This is a genomic window from Bacillus sp. MM09(2025) (assembly GCF_050496725.1).
Taxonomy (GTDB): Bacteria; Bacillota; Bacilli; order Bacillales; family Bacillaceae; genus Bacillus; species Bacillus pumilus.
In genome coordinates, this window is sequence record NZ_JBNWEN010000004.1 from 954,554 (window position 1) to 976,758 (window position 22,205).

Genomic DNA, 22,205 nt, shown 5'->3' on the forward strand with positions numbered 1-22,205 from the left:
TAATTCTGTTTGATTTTCACATTTCCTTTATTTATAATAGTTTACTTTACGACATTTTCTGAGCATTTTTCCTAATATTCTCTTTATATTCTATTATAAAATGATCTGACCGAAGGAGGAAATCCGTCTTGTTAAAAATTTTCACGACCCAGTTATCAGGTATTTTTTCACGTATTGGAGAAAAGCAGGCTGAAGCAATCGAAGATGGTGCACGCCTTCTTGCACAAGCCGTTGTCAGTGGACATGCTGTTTATTTTCACGGAAAGAATGAACTGGCTGCTGTAGCCTTAGAGGCAACTGAAAGCAAGGAGCCATTTCCAGGTTCGAAAGTACTGCCGCTTGATCAAACGGAGCGCAGCTTGCTTCATCCAAGCGATAGAGTGCTGCTATTTTATTCAGACCCAGAAGACGAGGAGATTCAATCTCTTGTAAAAGAGCTGCACGCGCAAGGGACGCCCGTTGTAGGTGTCGGGCCGGCACAAAAGGAGCCGTCTATGATTGAAGAGCATTGTGATGTCCATATTGATTTTCAGCTCAAAAAACCGCTTGTGCCTGCTGATGACGGAACAAGGTTCGGTTATCCTGCTTTAATGACTTGCTTATACGTCTACCACGCTCTATCGTTTACGGTGAAAGAAATCGTTGAGGAATATGAATAAAAAAACTGCCGAGAAGATGATATTCTCGGCAGTTTTTTGTTTTATTTTGATTCAGATGCTTGCAGTGAAGCACCAACGAAATCTCTAAATAATGGCTGAGGTCTTGTCGGTCTTGAGACGAATTCTGGGTGGAATTGAGAAGCAAGGAACCAAGGATGATCCTTCAGCTCGATAATTTCAACAAGACGTCCGTCTGGGCTTGTACCAGAGAAGACAAATCCTGCAGCTTCCATTTGCTGTCTGAATTCATTATTAAACTCATAGCGATGGCGGTGGCGTTCGTAGACCACTTCATCGTTGTATGCAGCAAATGCTTTGGAGTCTTCATTTAATTTACATGGATAAAGACCAAGACGAAGTGTTCCGCCAAGATCATCTACATCCTTCTGTTCTGGAAGAAGGTCAATAATTGGGAATGCTGTTTCAGGATCAATTTCCGCTGAATGAGCTCCTTCAAGGCCTAGGACGTTTCGTGCATATTCGATTGACGCAACTTGCATTCCTAAGCAAATTCCGAAGAATGGCACTTTGTTTTCACGGGCATATTGTGTAGCAATGATTTTCCCTTCCACTCCGCGGTCTCCGAAGCCTCCAGGAACGATGATGCCATCGACATCTTGCGCGAAATCAGCCATATTTTCTGCTGTCACTTCTTCTGCATTGATCCATTTGATTTGAACGTCTGCATCAAATGCATAACCAGCATGGCGAAGTGATTCAACGACAGAAATGTATGCATCTTGCAATTCAACATATTTTCCTACTAGACCAATTGTGACTTGTTTTGAGAGGTTTTGCACTTTATCGACTAGCGCTGTCCACTCTGTCATGTCTGCATCTTGGCAATCAAGTTTCATATGTTCACATACAAGCTTGTCCAGTCCTTGTTTTTGTAAATCAAGCGGAATAGAGTACAGCGTGTCTGCATCCTGACATTCGATAACAGCTTTTGTATCAATATCACAGAATAACGCAATTTTGTCCTTCATGTCCTGGGTCATTGGCATTTCAGTTCTGACCACAATAACGTTTGGCTGAATACCAAGGCTGCGAAGTTCTTTTACACTATGCTGTGTTGGTTTTGTTTTCAGTTCACCTGCTGCTCGGATGTAAGGAACAAGGGTACAATGAATGTACATGACGTTTTCACGGCCAATGTCACTCTTCATTTGACGAATCGCTTCTAGGAATGGAAGGGATTCGATGTCTCCTACTGTTCCGCCGATTTCTGTGATGACCACATCTGCACCTGTTTCTTTTCCGGCACGGTACACGCGGTCTTTAATTTCATTTGTAATATGGGGAATAACCTGTACAGTTCCGCCTAAATAGTCGCCGCGGCGCTCTTTCTTCAGAACAGTAGAGTAGATTTTACCTGTTGTGACGTTGCTGTACTTATTTAAGTTAATATCAATGAAGCGCTCATAGTGACCTAAATCAAGGTCTGTTTCAGCACCGTCATCTGTGACGAAAACCTCACCGTGCTGATATGGACTCATCGTCCCTGGGTCTACGTTGATATATGGATCGAATTTTTGAATGGTGACATCCATCCCTCTATTTTTCAGAAGGCGGCCTAACGAGGCAGCCGTGATCCCTTTTCCAAGTGAGGAAACAACTCCTCCTGTTACAAAAATATACTTTGTCATTTCGTATGCTCCTCTCTTTTTTACCCTTGCATGTCTAGCCATGCACAGCTTCATCCTTTTTAGAGTGTATCCCTAAATCTCTTGAAAAATAAGAAAGCTCCCTTTCAAATAAATGAAAGGGAGCGTAAATGAACGTATCTTTACGTACTCTTTTTAGAGAGCCCAAAATACATACTACATAGTTCGCTCTCGAAAGTCAAGACGGTTTTGTCCTGTTTTGAGGACCGGTTTGTGAGGGTTATTTCTCTTCCTCATTATCGTCTAAATCGTCTTCGGCAATTTCTGTTAAGCCGTCATCATCTTCGTCATCATCTTCGTCGAAGTCTTCTATATCTTCCTCGATTTCCTCATCATCGTCTAGGTCGAGATCATCGTCGTCTTCAACAAGATCAAGTTCTTCTTCAAGCTCTTCGATTTCCTCTTCCTCTTCAATTTCATCGAAGTCTTCTTCAACGACAGCTGCTTTTGTTTTTTTCTTTTTCGCTTTTGTTTTCACAGCTGGCTGAACTTCTTCTTCGATTTGATCAACTGGATACCAGCTGCGAAGTCCCCATCTCTGATCACCTAACGAAATAAAGCGGCCATCTATATTTAAGTCTGTATAAAATTGAGCAAGGCGATCATCAAGATCAGATTTTTGTATTCCTTGTAGACGGACCATTTCATCTATTAACTCGGAAAACGTAATCGGTGTTTTGCTGTCTCTGAAAATTTCATAAGCAAGTTCAACTAAAGACATGTGCTTGAGCTGCTCCTGTGAGTATTCTTTCAAACTCAAGGTCAGACACTCCCTTTCTATTACATGTATGTATCCATTTATCAGTGAAATAATAAGTGTTTATCCCTTATTTTTACGACAAACCATACCTCTCATTATAAACAAATTAGGGGAGTTTATGCCACCTTTAATCATGTTAATTTTTGATTTTTTCTCAAGGGGAGCAACTAATGGTTCATCATTTAGGTGAAATAGGTCTAGCTTTTGTGTCCGGCATGCATTTTGTAAACCGTTTTATTTATTCCAAACGGAAAAATGGGAACAATCAGAGGCAGCAATGGTGAATGAATAAATTTTGGCTATCATTCGAACGAAGTGATTGTCCATTTTTTATAAAGCGTATAAAAAGGTACACGTCAACGGGTTCGGTTTACGTGTACCTATAATGAAATAAATTGTATAACACCTTTTTTCTCAAGTAACCTTGAATTCACTTTTATGTGAATACCGTTACTTCTTTTCGCAAGAGTTCATGCTCTATTATTATTCATTACAGTACAGCGACTATTTCTTTTCCTAAGGAAATGAAAGCATCTATAATAAATGGTGCCGCAAAGAGAATCGATGCTTTCCAGTTCGCTTTTTTGTATTGAAAAAAGAACAAGATCAACACTGCTCCTATGAGTGCCGTGAAAAGATACAGCCACAAGCTTTGTATTTGCAAGATCCCCATACATATGACATTAATAAACATAATGACAATCTTAGGAATTAGAGCATAAAACAAATGACCCTTAACCTCTGGAGCAAAGATGATTAATAGGAATTTTGCGATAAGATACTGAACTAATAGGCTGATGGTGGTTAGAATTGTTGTAATGACAACAATTAGATTCAGCATCGTTTCATAGGACATATCCTCTAACAAAGCTCTTAAATCATCTAGTTGCGAAATGTAGCCATTCAACTCAATAGCAAAAGTAACGAAATAATAATTGGCCATAATAAAAATGACCAATGATATCAATGATGTTATTCTTGGACGTTGTTCCATAATAGCCTCCCATCCCCTATACTCACAATGCTTGAATGATCGTTTAAGCGTTTATTCACCATGCTATGGGATACATATATGATGGTTGAAATTTTTTTAATAGAGAGATTCACTAGCCTCTCAGATAGCATCTCTATACTCTCTGAATCTAGAGATGACATGGTTTCATCAATTAGTATGGTTTCCCAATCCTTTACGAATAATAAAGATAATCCTACCTTCGCTTTCATACCCGTAGATGCTCTGCTATACGAACCATCTAGGTTACCATCGAAAAATTCATTCACTTTCCCCATTTGTTCTTCAGTCGGCACAATTTTAAACGTATTCCACAGAATCTCTAGATTTTCTCTAATTGTAAATGGGTGAATACCAATAGGATCCACATTTAAATAAAGAGTCGATTCTTTGTTTGCCTCAATATCTCCAGAGTATCTCTTATCTAAACCAGCTATCATTTTAAGGAGAGTGCTTTTACCTGCACCATTTCTCCCCACTAAATGAAAGAGACCTGTTGGAATTGAAAAATTCACTTTATCTAGTATGGTATTGTTTTTGAACTTCTTCGTACATTCTACAAATTCTAATCCCACTTGAATCCCCTTCTCTGTCTTATAGAGTCTTCAATAAAACCATCTATGATTGATCATGATAGAAAATAATAAAGAATCATACCCTTCAATAAAAGCAGCGATTATTAGGATGACTAACGATAGTAGATAATAAGGAATCATTTTTTTCATGACACCTAAAGCGGCTTTAATTGATTTCGTATAAATTAGTGTAAAAAGCACATACTGGCTTATTCCTTGATAAAACAACATATTTGGAAATTCTAATAGCCCATGAGGAATTAGTTTACCTAAAGCTTCTTGTGCTCCTAGCGTTCTAAAACCCATCGTAATGACGAAGGACGAACCTCCAAAATCCATTATTTGAAATAAAGGCGACAACAAGAACCCTAGTAAATACATTGCAAAGTTCGTTAAGTTATGTGTTAGGACTACAGACATAAATTCCTGGCCCGATGTTGGTGGTGCTGCTTCAAATAAATCTTTGTTGACGATATTCCCTAGATAAATCCCTGTACCTATCAGCAATATACAGTAGATAGCGTAATACCACAGAAAATATTTCAATCTTTTATGTATCATTTTCCTCCTCTTTTCATGAAGTAATCGTGAAAATTGTAATGCATATGAGTAATAAAATCGGCAAAGATAGCTTCAGTAACTTATGTTCATAATCGTTGATTAATAGTTCAGTTTTTCTGAAATATACGACCCCAATAAAGATGATTAAAGGCAGCGATAACGTATTTTTAAGAATAATTGAGATATCGGACGTGTTTATCATTACTCCGACTATTCCACACACACTGACAAAAATCAGTACGAGACATAGTAAATAAATCGTACTGGATTTAAACCTCTCGTACGGACTCACAATCAAAGAGGCTTGCAACGTCTCGATTCTTGCCCTATCAAGCACAATCTCTTCCTTCTTCGACCCTATTAAGATTTCTAAGATCGTAATAAAGTTGATATAGACTAAAATGAGGGCAGGCAGATTTTCTATTTTCGTTAAAAAGGATTGGGCGAAATAAGTAAGTACTGATACTAAGGCGCCTATTAAAATGATTAATATTTTATTACTAGTGATATAAGATAAAAATAAATACAGAATATTTCCAGACCTATATTGCTTATTCGCACTTTTTAGGAAGGAAAGTCCAGTTGTCAAAGGTATCCTATGAGAATTACTTATGTAAATGTAAATAAGAAGAAACTGTACTATTTGCAGTATCATCACTGCTTCAAAAACAGACGTTATGATATACCAAAATTGCAACAAAAGGAGTATTCTGTTGATGATATTGAATAGACCTGACAATAATTGAGATGCAAAAGAAAGCATCACGACAATAAATGCTAGTATCATAATGAAATATTGATTTTCTACTAACAAAAAGGTTAAAGCAATGAAACAAGCCAAAAGTAATTGAACTGAATATCCTTTTTTAATCGTAAAGAATAAATGTTTCAACAACAATTGTTTGGAGACAAAGACCACGCCTGGCTGCTGTCTTCTATACGGTAATACACAACGATTAATATTGGCTGTAGCTACAATGTATATTGAAATAAAAACAAAGCTGTTTAGGTACGTGCCGGGAATCTCACCCCGATAGAAAATCAACGCTACCATTACAATGAAAGAAAAAAGAATCATCCCAATATAATTGAGGTACCCCATTATACTTTGATCATATATTTTAAATAGTTTATTAGTTTTATGCATAAGTCATTTTAAAAAGCAGCTGCTTTGGCTTTTCCTTGTTTTTTAATTACAAACAAAATAGCAGCAACTCCAGTACTAACACCTAGATTGGCTACTGCCAAAGAACCATTTCCAACGATTAAAGATGCCATTGTAATTGCAAATAACAATAGTGAGAATAATCCAAGATTTTTTGCTTTTAACATAAAATTTCCTCCTAATTAATGTTTTATTACAAGCCGCATGGGCATAAAACGTTAAATTAGTTTTTAAGACACTGTCTATAGAAAGTTGTTTCATCTGATATCAATACACTTTTGGAAAAAAAATCATCTCAATAAAGATTGAGATGATTTTTTTTTAGATTAAAAAGCAGCAGCTTTCGCTTTTCCTTCTTTTTTAAGAATAGCCAAGATAGCAGCAGCTACACCTGAACTAATTGTGCCTACGCCAGTGAAAACACCAACAATTGTAATGACAGTCGCTACTGAGGACCAAGTATCTAAGAAATTCACTACTGTTGCCGCAGTTGCAGTACTAACACCCAGATTTGCTGCAATCAAAGAACCATTACCAATCACTAAAGCTACTAATGTTACCGCAAGAAGTGACAGCGATAATAAAGCATAAAACTTAGAATCTGTTGCTTTCGTCATAATATGACCTCCTTCGATTATTTACTACTTCTTTAGTCTAGCAAGAAGTAAATTACATTTCAATATTTTTTTGGAAAATTTGTAATATTTATTTAATTAACGGTATTTGTAATCAGTTTTTATCAGGATTTACGTTCATTTTCCATTTTTACAGGGAACTTATGTAATAGCATAAAATGCTCTGATTCATTTAAATCTAGTCAGAATTTCTGATAAACACTATCAAAAATCAATTCGTTTCAAATCTTCAGTGCCTTCTCTTAGAGACAGGTAAGCTTTTATGATGAATTTTTTAAGAGATGCTCGTTTCCTGCTTGTAGTACTTCAATTATTACTGAGGTATTCATCAACAATCGGATATCATCTCGTTAAAAACAGAGCCCTAGATCAAAAATTCTCTGAATGATCATGTTATGGATGTGAAAAAAGAGTGGATTTTATTTTGAATTCAAGAGAAATGATGGATGGAATGGGAAGTACAGTTATACACATTGACCCTAAGGAGAGAAGAACCGTATCCTATATTAGGAAGCGATTCATTTTTGGAAATATATCAGGTATCTTGATACATTTCAGTTCCTATTATAGCTTTTGAAAAATTGTAACATTTAGAAAATGTGATAAACATACTATTCTCTAAAACACAACATAAGTCCCTGCAAATCGGAGTCAAAAAAGGGGGAAATGGATTAAATTACCTAGTTAAATTGAATCAATTTCCTCAAATCCAAAAAAATCGAGACACTCATATTGAGTTGTCTCGACTTCGATTTGATATCAAAATAGATACCCATTATTCAAATCTTTGAACGTATGATGAAAAATAATGGCTGCTTTTTGCATGAATCGTCTGTATAGTCATTTCTTTATTTTCTTTAGATCCAGATATTTATGTAGGCAGAATCATAACCATCACGTTAGAAATGAAGCTGAGCCCTGACATTTCTGCAAAGTTTAAACACATTGGTGAATGAGATGAACTTGTTATATAGTTCTCAAGCATTGAAATATGCTCTCATAACGATACACTTTTACAGTTTATTTTAAAGCTAGAGATTCTGAAGTAATGAGATGACTACTGCTATCGTCAATATGATGCCTGCAAGCATTAAAACAATTAATTTTCTACGGCTATTTTCTTTTTCGTTGTGATCTTTCTTTGAAGACTTCGAAAGTTCTGCGGAAACCATGATCCATATCACCAAAGTTACAATCGCTAAGATAGTAGTAGTTGTGGTCATAATAACCTCCCATATTTTTATTTTCTCAATTTTAACATAATGCTAATATAATATGGATCGATACTGGAAATCATCTTAAATTCAGGAAAACCTGACTATTACCTTGTATGTGGGTTATCGCTATACCATTCTTGAGGTCTAATTCTTTAGTAGGTATATTGCCAATTCACATGTACCAATACTCACTACTTCACCAGTTACAAATCACTCATACGTTAATGTAAAATTTGGATGATGCTGTGCAAAAACACTTCATGAACCAAACCAAAACAGACCACCTCACATCAGGTGGTCTTTGCTTTGTTTCTACATATCTATCAGTTTGCGCGAGATGACTAGGCGCTGGATTTCCTGTGTGCCTTCATAAATTTGGCTGATTTTCGCATCACGCATGTATCGTTCGACTGGGTAATCCTTTGTATACCCGTAGCCGCCGAAGATTTGGACGGCTTCTGTTGTTACTTTCATGGCTGTATCTCCAGCAAAGAGCTTGGACATAGCTGATTCCTTTCCATACGGGAGCCCTTTCGTTTCGAGCCATGCTGCCTGATAAGTGAGCAGCCTGGATGCTTCAATTGCGGTTGCCATATCTGCGAGCTTAAAAGCAATTCCTTGCTGCTGAATGATTGGTTTGCCGAATTGCTTGCGCTCCTTCGCATAATCGACTGCCGCATCAAGAGCGCCTTGTGCAATCCCAACAGCCTGTGCAGCAATACCGTTTCTGCCGCCATCGAGGGTCATCATCGCTATTTTAAAACCTTCTCCTTCTTGTCCGAGCCGGTTCCTTTCATGTATCCGGCAATCTTCAAATCGAATTTCAGTCGTTGGCGATGAGCGAATGCCCAGTTTGCTTTCCTTTTTGCCAACAGAGAATCCCGGTGTCTCTTTTTCTACAATAAAGGCGGTCGTATTTCGAGATGCAGCTTCTTGGTCTGTCACAGCAAACACAATATAATAATCCGCAATACCTCCATTTGTAATAAAGATTTTCGCACCGTTCAGGACGTATTCACTGCCAGCCTTTACTGCCGTTGTCTTCATTCCGCCGGCATCTGAACCCGAACTGCTCTCAGTGAGTGCATATGCCCCTACCTTCTGTCCTTCTGCAAGTGGCTTTAAATAGGTTTCCTTTTGTTCATCTGTTCCGAAGGTATAGATGGGCCACGAGGCGAGAGAGGTGTGGGCGGAGAGGGTGACGCCTGTAGAGGCGCACACTCTTGAAAGCTCCTCCACTGCGATGACGTAGGCTAAATAATCACTACCGATCCCGCCTACCTCTTCCGGCCAAGGAATGCCCGTTAAACCGAGCTCCGCCATTTGGCGAAAAATAGCTGGATCATACGTTTCTGTCTCGTCCCGCTCTGCTGCTGTTGGCTCTACTTCATTTTTCGCAAAATCTCTCACCATTTTTTGAATCATTTCATGTTCATCACTTAATTGAAACTGCATCATGAGCCACCTCGTTTCATATTAGCTGTTTACAAATGACCAGCCTTTGAATTTCACTAGTTCCTTCATAGATTTCACAAACTTTCGCATCACGAAAGTAACGTTCTGCTTGATAGCGATTCGTATAACCGTCCATGCCGAGTAAATGGATCGCTTCTGTACTGATCTCAACCGCCGTTTTTGACGCAAATAGCTTTGCCATGGATGCTTCCTTTGTCACCGGACGATTCGCCTCTTTATAACAAGCCGCTTGATAGACTAATAGCTTGGCAGCTTCAAGCTTCGCCGCCAAATCACCCAGCCGAATGGTCGTTTCTAGACCTGCCGGGTGCTGCTTTAAATACGTCACTGCCTCCGTTAAAGCAGCTTCAGCTATACCGAGACTTTGAGCCGCGATACCGATTCTCCCCGCATTTAAACTAGACATGGCTATGTGAAAGCCCTCTCCTTCTGCACCGAGCAGCTGCTGTTTTGGAATCCGTACAGCATCAAAATGAAGCGTGACAGTTTTTGACCCGTGCAGTCCCATCTTTTTCTCATCTTTTCCGATCGTAAATCCTGGTGTACCTTTCTCAACAATGAATGCCGATATATTTTTTTTCGCAGAAGCAGGATCTGTCACGGCAAAGACAAGATACAGTTCTGCTTCCCCGCCGCTTGTGATAAACATTTTTGTACCATTTAACACATAGTGGTCGTCTGCCCGCTTTGCCCTTAACTGAATACTGGAGGCATCTGAGCCTGCCTTCGGTTCAGTCAGGCAAAATGCTCCCAGTTTCTGCCCAGATGCAAGCAGCGGAACATAGGACTCTTTTTGCTCTTTCGTTCCAAAAGCCAAAATAGGCATCGTCACAACAGATGTATGAACGGACACAATGACACCGATGGTCGCACTCACTTTGGATAACTCATGGATAGTGATGATATACGTTGTAAAATCTGCTCCTAAGCCTTGATACGCAGCTGGTATTGGAATCCCCAGAAAGCCTTGTCGTCCCATTTCAGTTAAAAGTGCTCTTGGGAACTGACCTTGTTCCATGGCTTCCACTTCAGGGAATACACGCTGTCTTGCAAATTCTGCTGCCTGTTCTCTCCAGAGACGCTGTTGATCCGTAAGCAAAACATCCATCTTGACTCCCCCTATGAGTGGTCGTGGTATGTGTAAAAACCTCTCTTTGTCTTTTTGCCCAGCCAGCCTGCATTCACGTATTTTTTCAAAAGAGGACAAGGCCGATATTTGCTATCCCCAAGTCCCTCATGAAGGGTATTCATAATAAATAAACATGTATCTAGTCCGATGAAATCAGCGAGACGAAGCGGCCCCATTGGGTGATTCATTCCAAGCGTCATAACACCATCAATGCTTTCTGCATCTGCCACACCTTCATAAAGGGTGTAAATGGCTTCATTGATCATTGGCATCAATATGCGGTTTGATACAAACCCTGGGAAGTCTCCCACTTCAATTGGGGTTTTGTTTAAATTCTTTGCTGTTTCACAAACGATTTGATACGTGTCGTCACTCGTTTGCAGCGCTCGAATGACCTCAACGAGTTTCATAACAGGGACAGGATTCATAAAGTGCATGCCAATCACTTGCTCCGGTCTCCCCGTAACTGCTGCTAATTCTGTGATTGACAAGGAAGATGTGTTTGTTGCAAATATCGTTTTCGCCTCTGCAAATTGATCAAGTGTTTCAAAGATTTGTTTTTTTACACTCATTTGTTCAGATGCAGCTTCAATCACTAAGTGAGCCTGCTGCACGTCCTTTAAATCTGTAGATACAGCAAGCCGCTGCGTAATATCTCGGACTGCCTGATGGGCTAGCTTTCCTTTTTCTGCCCGTTTCGTCAGTTGTTTGGTCATGGAGGAAATGGCCCGATGAATCTGCTTTTCAGATGCATCATGCAGCAGGACTGTGTAGCCAGACTGAGCAAAAACTTGGGCAATGCCTGATCCCATTTGACCAGCTCCAACGACCATGACGGTTTCTTCTGTACTCATGACGATGAACGCCTCCCTTTTAATCTACCTTTATCATGATGGCATCTCCTTGACCGCCTCCACTGCAAATCGCCGCAATGCCAATACCGCCGCCTCTTTGTTTCAATGCATGAATCAAGGTCAATATGATTCGTGTTCCGCTTGCCCCAATGGGATGACCAAGCGCCACTGCCCCACCGTTGATATTCATTTTGCGCCGGTCCAGCCCGGTTATTTTTTCACATGCTAGCGCCACTGCTGAGAAGGCTTCATTGATTTCAAATAGATCGATATCCTCTAGACGCTTACCTGTTTTTTGTAAAATTTTCTCGATAGCAAAGGCTGGTGTTTTCGGAAAATCCTTTGCCTCTACAGCTACCTGCGTATGACCAAGCACGACTGCCAATGGCTTGACGTCATGCTGCTCCGCATATGTGTCTTTCATTAAAAGAAGCGCACTTGCTCCATCATTGACACCTGGTGCATTCCCAGCGGTAATGGTACCCGTTTGATCAAACACAGGCATGAGCTTTGACAGCCGTTCATATGACGTATCACGCCGCGGAGATTCATCTTCTGTGATCAGCCGCTCTCCCGTTTTCGTCTTGACGGGGACGGGGGTGATTTCATGCTGGAAAAAGCCGTTTTTCTGCGCTTCGATCGCCCGTTCATGACTTCTTAATGCCCAAAGGTCTTGCTCTTCCCTCGTGATACCGAGCTCCTTCGCAGCCATGCTCCCATACTCACCCATATGAACGCCTGTAAATGAACAGGTTAATCCATCTAAAATCATCGCATCTTGTACCGCACCATCTCCCATTTTGTAGCCCCATCGCGCTTTTTTTAGCAAATAAGGGGCGTGTGACATGGATTCCATACCGCCCGCTACGATGACCTCAGCATCTCCAGCTCGGATGATTTGATCTGCTGTGCTCACACTGCGCATTCCTGATGCACAGACTTTATTGATGGTTTGCGTCGGAACGGACCACGGAAGATCAGCATGTCTTGCTGCTTGTCTTGAAGGAATCTGACCTTGTCCTCCCTGCAAAACACTTCCCATGATGACCTCATCCACATGATGTGAACCCGGCACTCTTTCAAGCGCAGCCTTGATTGCCACTCCGCCTAGTTCTGCGGCAGTCAGCCCACTGAAAGCACCGCCTAGTTTTCCAAATGGTGTTCTTGCTCCAGATACAATGACCGTCTTACTCATGTATGTCCCCTCCTGTTTGTTACCGCTTACATATTATCTAATCAACTGATGTACAGCGCCATGTATAAGCCGATGAACATTCTATTCATCGGCCTGTTTTGTTTACGAAACCTGCTTTCCAGCCTCGCCAAACACTGATTTTTCAAGAAGCTCTGCGACATCAAATGTACCTACCTGCTCCTCTACTTCCTTCGCCTTCGTCCCATCTCCCAGCATCGTTAAGCAATAAGGACACCCTGAGCTGATGATGGACGGCTGCACCTGTAACGCCTGCTCCGTTCGGGCAGTGTTAATTCTGGTACCTGTCTCTTCTTCCATCCACATTAAGCCCCCGCCTGCTCCGCAGCACATGCCGGTTTCACGATGACGTTCCATTTCTTTCAGCGTCACACCAGGGATGGCTTTTAAAATGTCTCTCGGCGGATCATATACTTCGTTATATCTGCCTAGGTAGCAAGAGTCGTGGAAGGTGATGATCTCGTTTACTTCATGTACAGGCGTTAGTTTCCCTTCTTTCACTAGCTCTGCCAGTAATTCTGTATGATGATACACTTCTGCCTCAAGTCCGAAGTCTGGATACTCATTTTTAAACAAATTGTAGGCGTGCGGATCAATCGTGACGATCTTTGTGACATCGTTTTTCTGGAATTCTTCAATGTTTTTTGCAGCAAGCTCTTGGAATAAAAATTCGTTTCCAAGCCTTCTTGGTGTATCGCCAGAGTTTTTCTCCTTATTGCCTAGGATGGCAAAGGAGACTCCTGCTTCGTTGAGAAGTTTTGCAAAGGCAAGCGCAATTTTTTGACTTCGATTGTCGTATGCCCCCATTGAACCAACCCAGAATAAATAATCGAAGGTTTGCTCTGCTTTTTTCAGCTCTTTTACTGTCGGCACGTGCACATCTTCTCTCAATTCACGCCAATTTTCTCTTTCTTTCCGGTTCAATCCCCACGGGTTCCCTTGGCGCTCTATACTTGTCATGGCACGCTGTGCATCTGCATCCATTTTCCCTTCAGTCAGCACAAGATATCTGCGCATATCAATAATTTTGTCGACGTGTTCATTCATGACAGGGCATTGGTCTTCACAGTTTCGGCACGTCGTACATGCCCAAATTTCTTCCTCTGTAATGACTTCACCAATAAGAGAAGGATGATACATCGAGCTGGCAGCCGATTCCTCTGCACCTGCTCCTCTCGCCTGAAGCGCCAGCTGATTTCCTGTTGTCTGCCTGAAGGCAAGCTGCGGTACCCACGGCGTCTTCGAAGTAATGGCGGCCCCTTTATTGGTTAAATGATCCCTTAACCTTAAAATCAAATCCATAGGAGACAGCATTTTCCCTGTCCCTGTTGCTGGGCACATATTTGTGCAGCGCCCGCATTCCACACAAGCGTAAAGGTCGATCAGCTGTGACTGACGGAAGTCTTCAATTTTCCCCACACCGAACGTCTCTTGTGTCTCATCTTCAAAATCAATTTTTTGCAGCTTGCCTGGCGGGTCTAATCTGCTGGCAAATACGTTCACTGGTCCTGCAATGAGGTGAGCATGCTTTGACTGCGGGACATACACTAAGAATGTCAGCAAAATCAGAAGATGCACCCACCATGCGACATAAAAAACGACTGTTGCCGCAAGAGGTGAAATACCGCCCAGCAAGAAAGCAATACTGGATGCGATTGGCTCAGTTGGTGATAAAGAGTGTCCATGCCAGATGATATTCATCCCGTTCCCAAGTAAAACGGTCAGCATCAAGCCGCCAATAAATAAAAGCACTAGACCTGATTTAAAGCCACGCTTTAAACGGACAAGCTTCTCCACATACCTTCTATGGAACGCCCAAACAACGGCTACTAAAATGAGAAGTGTGACCACCTCTTGGAAAAAGGTAAAGACACCATAAAGCGGACCTAAAGGGAGTCCGCTATCTGGAACGAGTCCCTTCATAATAAAATCAAGGGCTCCAAACTGTACAAGGATAAATCCGTAGAAAAACAGCACATGAATGATGCCGCTCTTCTTGTCCTTTAACAGCTTCTTTTGGCCAAATACATTGACCCAAACACGCTCTAAGCGTTTTTTCATGTCTTGTTGAAACTCTTCTTTTTTACCAAGACGAATATAAGCTGCTCGTGTTCGAATGAGATAAATAAACAAATACACAGCGTAAGCGGTCACCGCCGCAAATGCAATCATGTTCATGATAAAAAGGCTATTCATCTTGCTCCCCCTTTCATTCCCCAAAACCTACTTTGTTCCGTTTCCATGTTGTACCTCTATCATAAATAATGAATGAGTGTTCAGTCAATATTTTTTACTCGTTTGGGTACACTATTGAAATATGCAAAAAAGGAGGAAGATTCATGATCGCATTGATCATCCTACTCGTACTCATTGTCATCGTTTGTCTCATATTGTTAGACCTTTATATGGGAAAGAAATATTTTTCTACCCGCGCTTTTGAACGATCTTTTGACCAAACAAGCGGTGATGCCGTCTTTTATCATGATGGCGAACCATTTTTTGATCAGCTGCTCGCGGATATTCAACAGGCCTCTTCTTCTATTCATATGATGTTCTTTATTGTAAAGAACGACAAGATTGGTCAAAGGGTCTTACAAGCACTGAAAGCCAAAGCGGAACAAGGGGTTTCAGTCTTTTTGCTGACCGATCGACTAGGGTCCTATCCGTTTGATCAAAATTCAATTGATATGCTGGAAAAAAGCGGCATCCAATTTTACTTTTTAAATAAGCCTCGTTTCCCTTTTTTGATTTATCGGTTAAACATGAGAAATCATCGTAAAATCACAGTGATTGATGGAAAGATTGGCTATATTGGCGGGTTTAATGTCGGTGATGAATATGTTGGGAAAAAGGGTCGGTTTGGCATTTGGAAGGATTATCATTTGCGCATGACGGGGCAAGTTGTCGCAGATCTTCAGCATGTGTTTTTGAATGATTTATACCGGACATCTGGCATTCATCAGCTGCAATATGAAGTTTTTCCTGCTTTGGAACCGGGTACACTACAATGCACAACACGTGCGACTGCTGGTTTTTCTTTAGAAGCTTTGTTCCTCAAAGATATTCAGCAGGCGAGGAAACAGATCATCATCTGTACACCTTACTTTATTCCATCTGCTCCTCTTCTGAGTGCACTGCTTGATGCACGAAAGCGAGGCGTCACGGTTGAAATCATCATCCCAATGAAAGCAGATCATCCACTTGTCAAAGAGGCTGGATTTCATTATTTGAAGGACCTCATTGCCTCTGGCTGCCTTATTTATCGTTTTTATAAAGGATTTTATCATGCGAAAGCCATTCTAATTGACCAGAGACGCTGTATGATCAGTACGGCAAATTTTGATAAACGCAGCTTGTTTCTAAACGAGGAAGTTGATGTCGCCATTGACGATGCCGCCTTTACTGCACACGTAGAGGAAAAGATTCGGGAGCACATGGAAGTGTCTGAGCTTATGACAGAGGAGAAATTGGCACAGCGTTCGCTTCTGTCACGTCCGCTGGAATGGCTTGGCGCCATGTTCTCGTACTTTTTATAAAGGAGATGACCTATGCGTTATCGATTTGGTTATGTATCCAATGCCGTCACCTTGTGGGAGGCTTCTCCTGCCAAGTCGCTGACCTTTGCAAGATACAGCAAGCTCTCAAAGGAAGAGAGAAAAGAGGCGTTATTACGAACAACAAAGGCCAATCTCATGAATACATTAAGAACGCTTTATTTCGCCATTGCTCATGATATCCCGCTTTACCGTTTTTCGAGTTCGATCGTCCCGCTTGCGACCCACCCCGAGGTACGCTGGGACTTTGTGACACCTTTTCAAAAGGAGTTTCTTGAAATTGGCGAGTTGGTAAAACGGCATGGGCTTCGTGTGAGCTTTCACCCAAATCAATTCACCTTGTTTACTAGCCCTAAGCCTTCAATCACAGAAAATGCCGTGATCGATATGACGTACCATTATCAAATGCTTGAGGCGATGAAGCTCGAAAAGGAAGGCTATATGAACATTCATGTGGGCGGCGCGTATGGTGATAAGGAATCGGCACTTCAACGTTTTGATGAAAATATCAAACAGCTTCCGGCGGATATCAAGGCGAGGATGACGCTTGAGAATGATGACAAAACGTATACGTCGTTAGAAACGCTTGGTGTATGTGAAAAGCACGGTATTCCCTTTGTTTTTGATTACCATCATCACGTAGCCAATAAAGATGACGATGCCGTGCTTGAAGACATCCTGCCAAGAATGTTCGACACTTGGACGAGCACTGGCATTCCGCCTAAAATTCATTTATCCTCACCGAAATCAGAAAAAGCCATACGCAGTCATGCGGATGGTGTAGATATGTCCTTTGTCTTACCGCTTTTTCATGCATTAAAACCGTATGGGCGTAACGTAGATTTTATGATTGAGGCGAAGTTAAAGGATCAGGCCCTGCTCAGACTCGTCGAAGAGCTGTCTGCAATAAGAGGCAACAAGCGAACGGGCGGAGGAACCATTGAGTGGAAATCATAGAGAAAGGTTTATCTCTGTGCAAACGGGGGTAACAAAGCTATTGTGAGAAAGTAATCAACAGGAGGATATGAAGATGTCTCAGATCTATTCAATCCAAATCGCTGCGAAAGCATTGAATTTACATAAGCTTATTTCTCTTTATGAAAAATGCCACCAGGCTCAACATCGTCTATATGTGTATTCTAAAAAAACAATGTGTAACATCAAGAACATCGTAGAGCTTGAAACCTTCAGGCTCACTCATTTAGAATCTGACTACTTAATTGTCGTAGAGGGGAAAAAAGCACAAGACCTCTTGCAGCCATTTGAAAAAGAGAAGGTTTCATAAAAAAGAGCAGCTGCTGGCTGCTCTTTTTGTTAGATCCACTCTTTCGTCAACCACACTTGTTTTGAAGCTGCATCCATTTTCACTTGTGCACCGATCGGCATCGTGAGCATCGGATGTGTATGGGCACAGTCAAAATCTGCGATAAGCGGTCTCTTTGTCTCTCCAAGCACTTCAAGTAAAATCTCGTAAGGTTCTTTGCCCGTTCCCTCATCATCAAACAGCTCATGTTTCCCCAATAGAATTCCTGATACCCGCTCAAACACTCCATTTACTTTCAATAAAGAGAAGTTTTTTTCTACAACTGAAGCGGTTTTCATGCAATCTTCAATGAGGAGAATATCTCCTGTTTGGATTGCAGGCATGAATTCACTGCCCCATATGCCGTACATTGCATTCAGGTTCCCGCCGATTAACCGGCCTTCTGCCTGTCCTTCTATGACGCAGAGCCAATCATTCGGACGCTGCTTTTTATCACGCGTCTTTTCTTCCCAATTGATTCGTTCATCCGTCCAAAAAGGTGGTTTTTTAATCTGATAAGGAATGGGTTGAGGCTGCATCAGGATGTCTTCGAACGACTGATATGTATAAGCAACGAACGGTTCAAACTCGCCAAAGGATGGGACAAGCGCCGGCCCGTAGAATACAGGCAGTCCTGTTTTTTCGTAAGCGGCTAAAAGAATTGCTGTTGCATCTGAATAACCGATCATGATTTTCGGATGATGATTCAGCAGCTCAAAATCGAGATAAGGCAGCAAACTATTTGAATTTGTCCCGCCAATCATTGACATGACGCACGCCAAGTCTTCTCGTGCCATTAGCTCATTCAACTCATTGGCTCGTTCTTGAATTGTACCTGAACGGTAGTGATCCTCTTTCCCTGTTAATAATCCTGGTACCACAATGAATCCTTTTTGCTCAAGCCACTTCTTCGCCCGCTCATACCTAAGTGGCGAGGTCGCTGATGCAGGACTTGAAGGTGAAAAAATACCGATCTTATCTCCCTTTTGTAATCGCCGAAGCCCCTTCATTCCATCAGATCCCTCCTACACGAGTTTTTTCTATCCTAACAAAAAAAGCCCTTGATCAAAAGGGCTTTCTCTTTAATGACCAAACTGCGCTTCATGCAGTCTGCTGTATACGCCGCCCATTTGAATTAAATCTTGGTGGCGGCCTTGTTCTTCAATGCCTTCCTCTGTCACGACAATGATACGGTCGGCGTGTTTAATTGTTGCAAGGCGGTGGGCGATGACGAGTGTTGTCCTGCCGACTGCCAGTTCACTCAGCGCATCCTGTATGGCTTTTTCTGTTTCTGTATCCAGTGCTGATGTGGCTTCATCTAGGATGAGTATAGAAGGGTTTTTCAGGAACATTCGTGCAATTGACAAGCGCTGCTTTTGACCGCCTGACAGTTTGACGCCGCGCTCACCTATCACCGTATTCAATCCTTCTGGGAAACGCTGGACAAGTTCCTCTAAATGCGCACGCCTGACAGCCTCCCAAACCTCTGCATCGTTGGCTTCTAGGTTGCCGTACGCAATGTTTTCACGAATGGTGCCTGAGAATAAAAAGACATCCTGCTGCACAATACCGATCTGCTGCCTTAAAGAAGACAATGTCATAGACTTTGTGCTTACACCGTCTATCGTGATCTCCCCTTCATCCACATCATAAAAACGAGGCAGCAGACTGCAAATCGTCGATTTCCCCGCTCCTGAAGGCCCGACAAACGCAACCGTTTCTCCTTGTTTGATCTTCAAATCGATATTCTTTAACACATGACTGTGTTCATCGTAGCCAAATGTTACGTTTCGATATTCAATCTCACCTTTCAATCCGTAAACATCACGTGCTTCCTCTGTATCCTTCACATCCGGCTCTGTTTCTAGCAAATCCACATAGCTTTTAAAGCCTGCAATGCCTTTTGGATACATTTCAATGACCGTGTTGATTTTATCAATTGGTCTAAATAAAACATTCGTAATCAGAACAAATGCGATAAAGCCACCTGCCGTTAATTGGCCTTGCAGGACAAACCATGTACCTGCGAGAAGGACAAACAGTGTCACAAGACGTGTCAGAATATAGCTGATCGATCCATTGACCGACATAATTTTATAGGAAAGAAGCTTCGCTTTCCGAAAACGGTTGTTGTTTTCAGCAAAACGCTTTTTCTCAAAATGCTCATTGGCAAAGGCTTGAACAAGACGTATGCCGCCGATATTGTTTTCAACCCTTGCATGAAAGTCTCCAATGTCATTGTTGAGCTGTGTAATCGCCTTCGTCATCTTCTTATTAAAATGAAGGGCGAGCCAAATGATGACAGGCATGATGAGGAAGGTTAAAATAGCCAGCTGCCAGTTAATCATCAGCATGACTGCAAAGGCACCAAGAATCGTCATAATCGCTATAAACAAATCTTCAGGACCATGATGCGCCACCTCTCCAATGTACATGAGGTCGTTTGTCATCCGTGACATAAGCTTACCCGTTTTGTTGTTGTCAAAAAACTTAAAGGATAGGCGCTGAAAGTGATCAAACAGCTTTTTCCTCATATCTGTTTCAATATTGATGCCAAGCATGTGCCCCCAATATGACACAATAAATTGCATCACCGAGCTGAGGGCATAAATGACAAACAGCGCAAGTGCTGTCCAGACAATGACCGTCCAGTTCCCTGTTGGCAACAAAGTATCAATGAAGTAGTTCACGATAAGCGGAAATCCCAGTTCCATCAATCCAACGGCAACAGCACAAAAGAAATCTAAAAAGAAAAGACCTCGATAAGGCCTGTAATAGGCGAAAAAGCGTTTTAGCATATGTAAAAGAACCTCATTTCCTCTATAATTGATAATCATTTTCAATTATAGAGGAATCCTCTTCAAAATACTAGATGAGGAAATGATTTCTTCGACTGGAAAGCCTCATAGCACGCCAGAAAATAACCGAGCAAATGATTCCTTTAAGCGCTCTTTTAAGCCTCTTTTATAAAAATGAACAGGCCCCATTTGCTCACATTCTTTCATATCCTCTTCATAATGGGTCATCAGCTGCTCAATGGGCTTTTTCGCGGCCGTAAAGACATTGACCTCAAAATTGAGCTGAAAGCTTCTCATATCCACATTTGCGGTACCGACAGAGGCAAGTTCTCCATCTGCGATCATCACTTTTTGATGCATGAAGCCTTTTTGATAGTGATACACTTTGATGCCCTCTTTTAGGAGCTCAGAAAAATACGATCGTGTGGCGTATTGTGTGAGAAAGCCATCATTGATCTCCGGAACCATCACCCGGACATCCACCCCTCTTGTCGCAGCAATTTTCAACGCCGTACGAATGGATTCATTTGGGACAAAATAAGGTGTCGCAATCCAGACAAATTGTTTCGCATTTGAGATGAGTGCATCATATAAATCACTCATACTTTCTTTCATATCAGGTCCAGTTGGTACAACCTGAATGACATCCTCTCCCGTCACAGGATGCGGCATATGATATTTCGGATCATCAATTAATACTTCATCTGATACATACTCCCAGTCGAGCATAAAAACAGAGTGAAGGGTTTGGACAGCCTCACCCTTTAACATGGTATGCGTATCACGCCAAAACCCGATATTTTCATCACGTCCTACATATTCTTTTCCGACATTTAAGCCGCCGACAAATCCTGTCTTCCCATCAATGATCACGATTTTTCGGTGATTACGGAAATTGAATTTTTGATTAAAGAAACCATATTTTAAAGGCAGAAAAGGAGCAACCTTGACACCCGCCTGCTTCAAGCGTTTAATATCTTTCCGAGAAAAGCGAATGCTGCCAGCCGCATCATAGATGAAGCGAACCTCTACCCCTTCTTTCACTTTTTCTATCAGAATCTCCATCATCCGGTGCCCGAGGAAATCTGATTTGAACATGTAGTATTCTATATGGATGAACGATTTTGCCTTTTTTAATTCTTCAAAAATACGAGGAAACGTCTCCTCCCCATTTTTTAAAATGTCCATGTCACTATTTGTGTTCACATGCATGCCTGTTGCTTTTTCTGTGTAATGAAAAAAAGTCCGCTGATTTTCGGTTAGACTTGATTCATCCGGCTTGCTCTCAAGCTCAGATATTCTGCGTAGTTTTTCACGGTTGTACATTCTCTTTGATTTGAATAAATGACCTTTCACATAGAGCTGTCCCGAGAACAAATAAAACATATAGCCAATGATCGGGAAAAAGATCAGCACATACATCCATAAGAGTGTGTGCTGTGATGTACGGTTCTCTAGCATGAGTGAGATGATACTAAATAAAATAATGGCGATATAAACTGCTGCGTACAGCTGAACACTCCACGCTGGCACCGGCCACCAATACACCACATATGCCCCGAATATCATAAAATATAAAAATAAAAATTCCAGTCTCCTCTTTTTCACATTCTCCGCCCTCATTCGT

The 22,205-nt window shown here is 41.4% G+C and carries 19 protein-coding genes; 4 read left to right on the forward strand and 15 right to left on the reverse strand.

What is annotated here, in order from left to right; translation table 11 throughout:
• The first annotated feature begins 128 nt into the window (after positions 1-128).
• Positions 129-659, forward strand: a complete 531-nt coding sequence (locus ACQYAC_RS11255; RefSeq protein ID WP_058013464.1) for a DUF2529 domain-containing protein — start codon at positions 129-131, stop codon at positions 657-659.
• A 41-nt stretch (positions 660-700) separates the two neighbouring features.
• On the opposite strand, the gene pyrG is transcribed toward ACQYAC_RS11255, so the two are convergent.
• The 12 genes from pyrG to ACQYAC_RS11315 all read right to left on the reverse strand — a co-directional run bounded on the left by pyrG (position 701) and on the right by ACQYAC_RS11315 (position 15,119).
• Positions 701-2,308: a glutamine hydrolyzing CTP synthase gene (gene pyrG / locus ACQYAC_RS11260; protein WP_003215143.1), complete on the reverse strand. Its 1,608-nt coding sequence runs from the start codon at positions 2,306-2,308 to the stop codon at positions 701-703.
• 238 nt (positions 2,309-2,546) lie between these two features.
• Positions 2,547-3,086 carry a DNA-directed RNA polymerase subunit delta gene (gene rpoE, locus ACQYAC_RS11265; protein ID WP_144461647.1) on the reverse strand — a complete coding sequence of 180 codons (540 nt, stop codon included), beginning with the start codon at positions 3,084-3,086 and terminating at the stop codon, positions 2,547-2,549.
• Positions 3,087-3,576: 490 nt separating this feature from the next.
• Positions 3,577-4,080: a hypothetical protein gene (locus ACQYAC_RS11270; RefSeq protein WP_058013462.1), complete on the reverse strand. Its 504-nt coding sequence runs from the start codon at positions 4,078-4,080 to the stop codon at positions 3,577-3,579.
• A complete protein-coding gene (locus tag ACQYAC_RS11275) occupies positions 4,059-4,673 on the reverse strand; it encodes an ATP-binding cassette domain-containing protein (RefSeq protein ID WP_058013461.1) in 615 nt (204 codons plus the stop codon). Before ACQYAC_RS11275 ends, ACQYAC_RS11270 begins: the two co-directional genes overlap by 22 nt.
• Before the next feature lie 30 nt (positions 4,674-4,703).
• Positions 4,704-5,234 (reverse strand): stage II sporulation protein M, encoded by a 531-nt coding sequence (locus ACQYAC_RS11280; RefSeq protein ID WP_144461644.1) that lies wholly within the window; start codon positions 5,232-5,234, stop codon positions 4,704-4,706.
• Positions 5,235-6,389: 1,155 nt separating this feature from the next.
• Positions 6,390-6,566, reverse strand: coding sequence for a hypothetical protein (locus ACQYAC_RS11285; RefSeq protein ID WP_167550617.1), 177 nt, complete (start codon positions 6,564-6,566; stop codon positions 6,390-6,392).
• A 159-nt stretch (positions 6,567-6,725) separates the two neighbouring features.
• The gene (locus ACQYAC_RS11290) at positions 6,726-7,016 is read right to left on the reverse strand and encodes an uberolysin/carnocyclin family circular bacteriocin (protein ID WP_003214902.1); all 291 of its coding nucleotides are present in this window, start codon (positions 7,014-7,016) and stop codon (positions 6,726-6,728) included.
• A 1,547-nt stretch (positions 7,017-8,563) separates the two neighbouring features.
• Positions 8,564-9,706 carry an acyl-CoA dehydrogenase gene (locus ACQYAC_RS11295; protein ID WP_429943305.1) on the reverse strand — a complete coding sequence of 381 codons (1,143 nt, stop codon included), beginning with the start codon at positions 9,704-9,706 and terminating at the stop codon, positions 8,564-8,566.
• 16 nt (positions 9,707-9,722) lie between these two features.
• Positions 9,723-10,835 (reverse strand): acyl-CoA dehydrogenase family protein, encoded by a 1,113-nt coding sequence (locus ACQYAC_RS11300; protein ID WP_268466888.1) that lies wholly within the window; start codon positions 10,833-10,835, stop codon positions 9,723-9,725.
• Positions 10,836-10,846: 11 nt separating this feature from the next.
• Positions 10,847-11,710 (reverse strand): 3-hydroxybutyryl-CoA dehydrogenase, encoded by an 864-nt coding sequence (locus tag ACQYAC_RS11305; protein ID WP_429943306.1) that lies wholly within the window; start codon positions 11,708-11,710, stop codon positions 10,847-10,849.
• A 19-nt stretch (positions 11,711-11,729) separates the two neighbouring features.
• Complete coding sequence (locus tag ACQYAC_RS11310; protein ID WP_429943307.1) at positions 11,730-12,905, reverse strand: acetyl-CoA C-acetyltransferase; 1,176 nt, start codon at positions 12,903-12,905, stop codon at positions 11,730-11,732.
• 102 nt (positions 12,906-13,007) lie between these two features.
• On the reverse strand, positions 13,008-15,119 hold the full coding sequence (locus ACQYAC_RS11315) for a heterodisulfide reductase-related iron-sulfur binding cluster (RefSeq protein WP_339164264.1): 2,112 nt from the start codon (positions 15,117-15,119) through the stop codon (positions 13,008-13,010).
• 143 nt (positions 15,120-15,262) lie between these two features.
• Here ACQYAC_RS11315 and cls (ACQYAC_RS11320) point away from each other — a divergent pair, with 143 nt between their 5' ends.
• The 3 genes from cls (ACQYAC_RS11320) to ACQYAC_RS11330 all read left to right on the forward strand — a co-directional run bounded on the left by cls (ACQYAC_RS11320) (position 15,263) and on the right by ACQYAC_RS11330 (position 17,762).
• Entirely contained in the window at positions 15,263-16,459 is a 1,197-nt protein-coding gene (gene cls, locus ACQYAC_RS11320) for a cardiolipin synthase (protein WP_339164267.1), read from the forward strand.
• Positions 16,460-16,471: 12 nt separating this feature from the next.
• A complete protein-coding gene (gene uvsE, locus ACQYAC_RS11325; protein WP_429943308.1) occupies positions 16,472-17,434 on the forward strand; it encodes a UV DNA damage repair endonuclease UvsE in 963 nt (320 codons plus the stop codon).
• A gap of 73 nt (positions 17,435-17,507) precedes the next feature.
• On the forward strand, positions 17,508-17,762 hold the full coding sequence (locus ACQYAC_RS11330) for a hypothetical protein (protein WP_003215306.1): 255 nt from the start codon (positions 17,508-17,510) through the stop codon (positions 17,760-17,762).
• A 29-nt stretch (positions 17,763-17,791) separates the two neighbouring features.
• On the opposite strand, the gene ACQYAC_RS11335 is transcribed toward ACQYAC_RS11330, so the two are convergent.
• The 3 genes from ACQYAC_RS11335 to cls (ACQYAC_RS11345) all read right to left on the reverse strand — a co-directional run bounded on the left by ACQYAC_RS11335 (position 17,792) and on the right by cls (ACQYAC_RS11345) (position 22,186).
• A complete protein-coding gene (locus tag ACQYAC_RS11335) occupies positions 17,792-18,790 on the reverse strand; it encodes a S66 family peptidase (RefSeq protein WP_339164272.1) in 999 nt (332 codons plus the stop codon).
• 72 nt (positions 18,791-18,862) lie between these two features.
• Positions 18,863-20,578: an ABC transporter ATP-binding protein gene (locus tag ACQYAC_RS11340; RefSeq protein ID WP_339164275.1), complete on the reverse strand. Its 1,716-nt coding sequence runs from the start codon at positions 20,576-20,578 to the stop codon at positions 18,863-18,865.
• A gap of 105 nt (positions 20,579-20,683) precedes the next feature.
• Positions 20,684-22,186 carry a cardiolipin synthase gene (gene cls / locus ACQYAC_RS11345; RefSeq protein WP_339164277.1) on the reverse strand — a complete coding sequence of 501 codons (1,503 nt, stop codon included), beginning with the start codon at positions 22,184-22,186 and terminating at the stop codon, positions 20,684-20,686.
• Between the last annotated feature and the right edge of the window lie 19 nt (positions 22,187-22,205).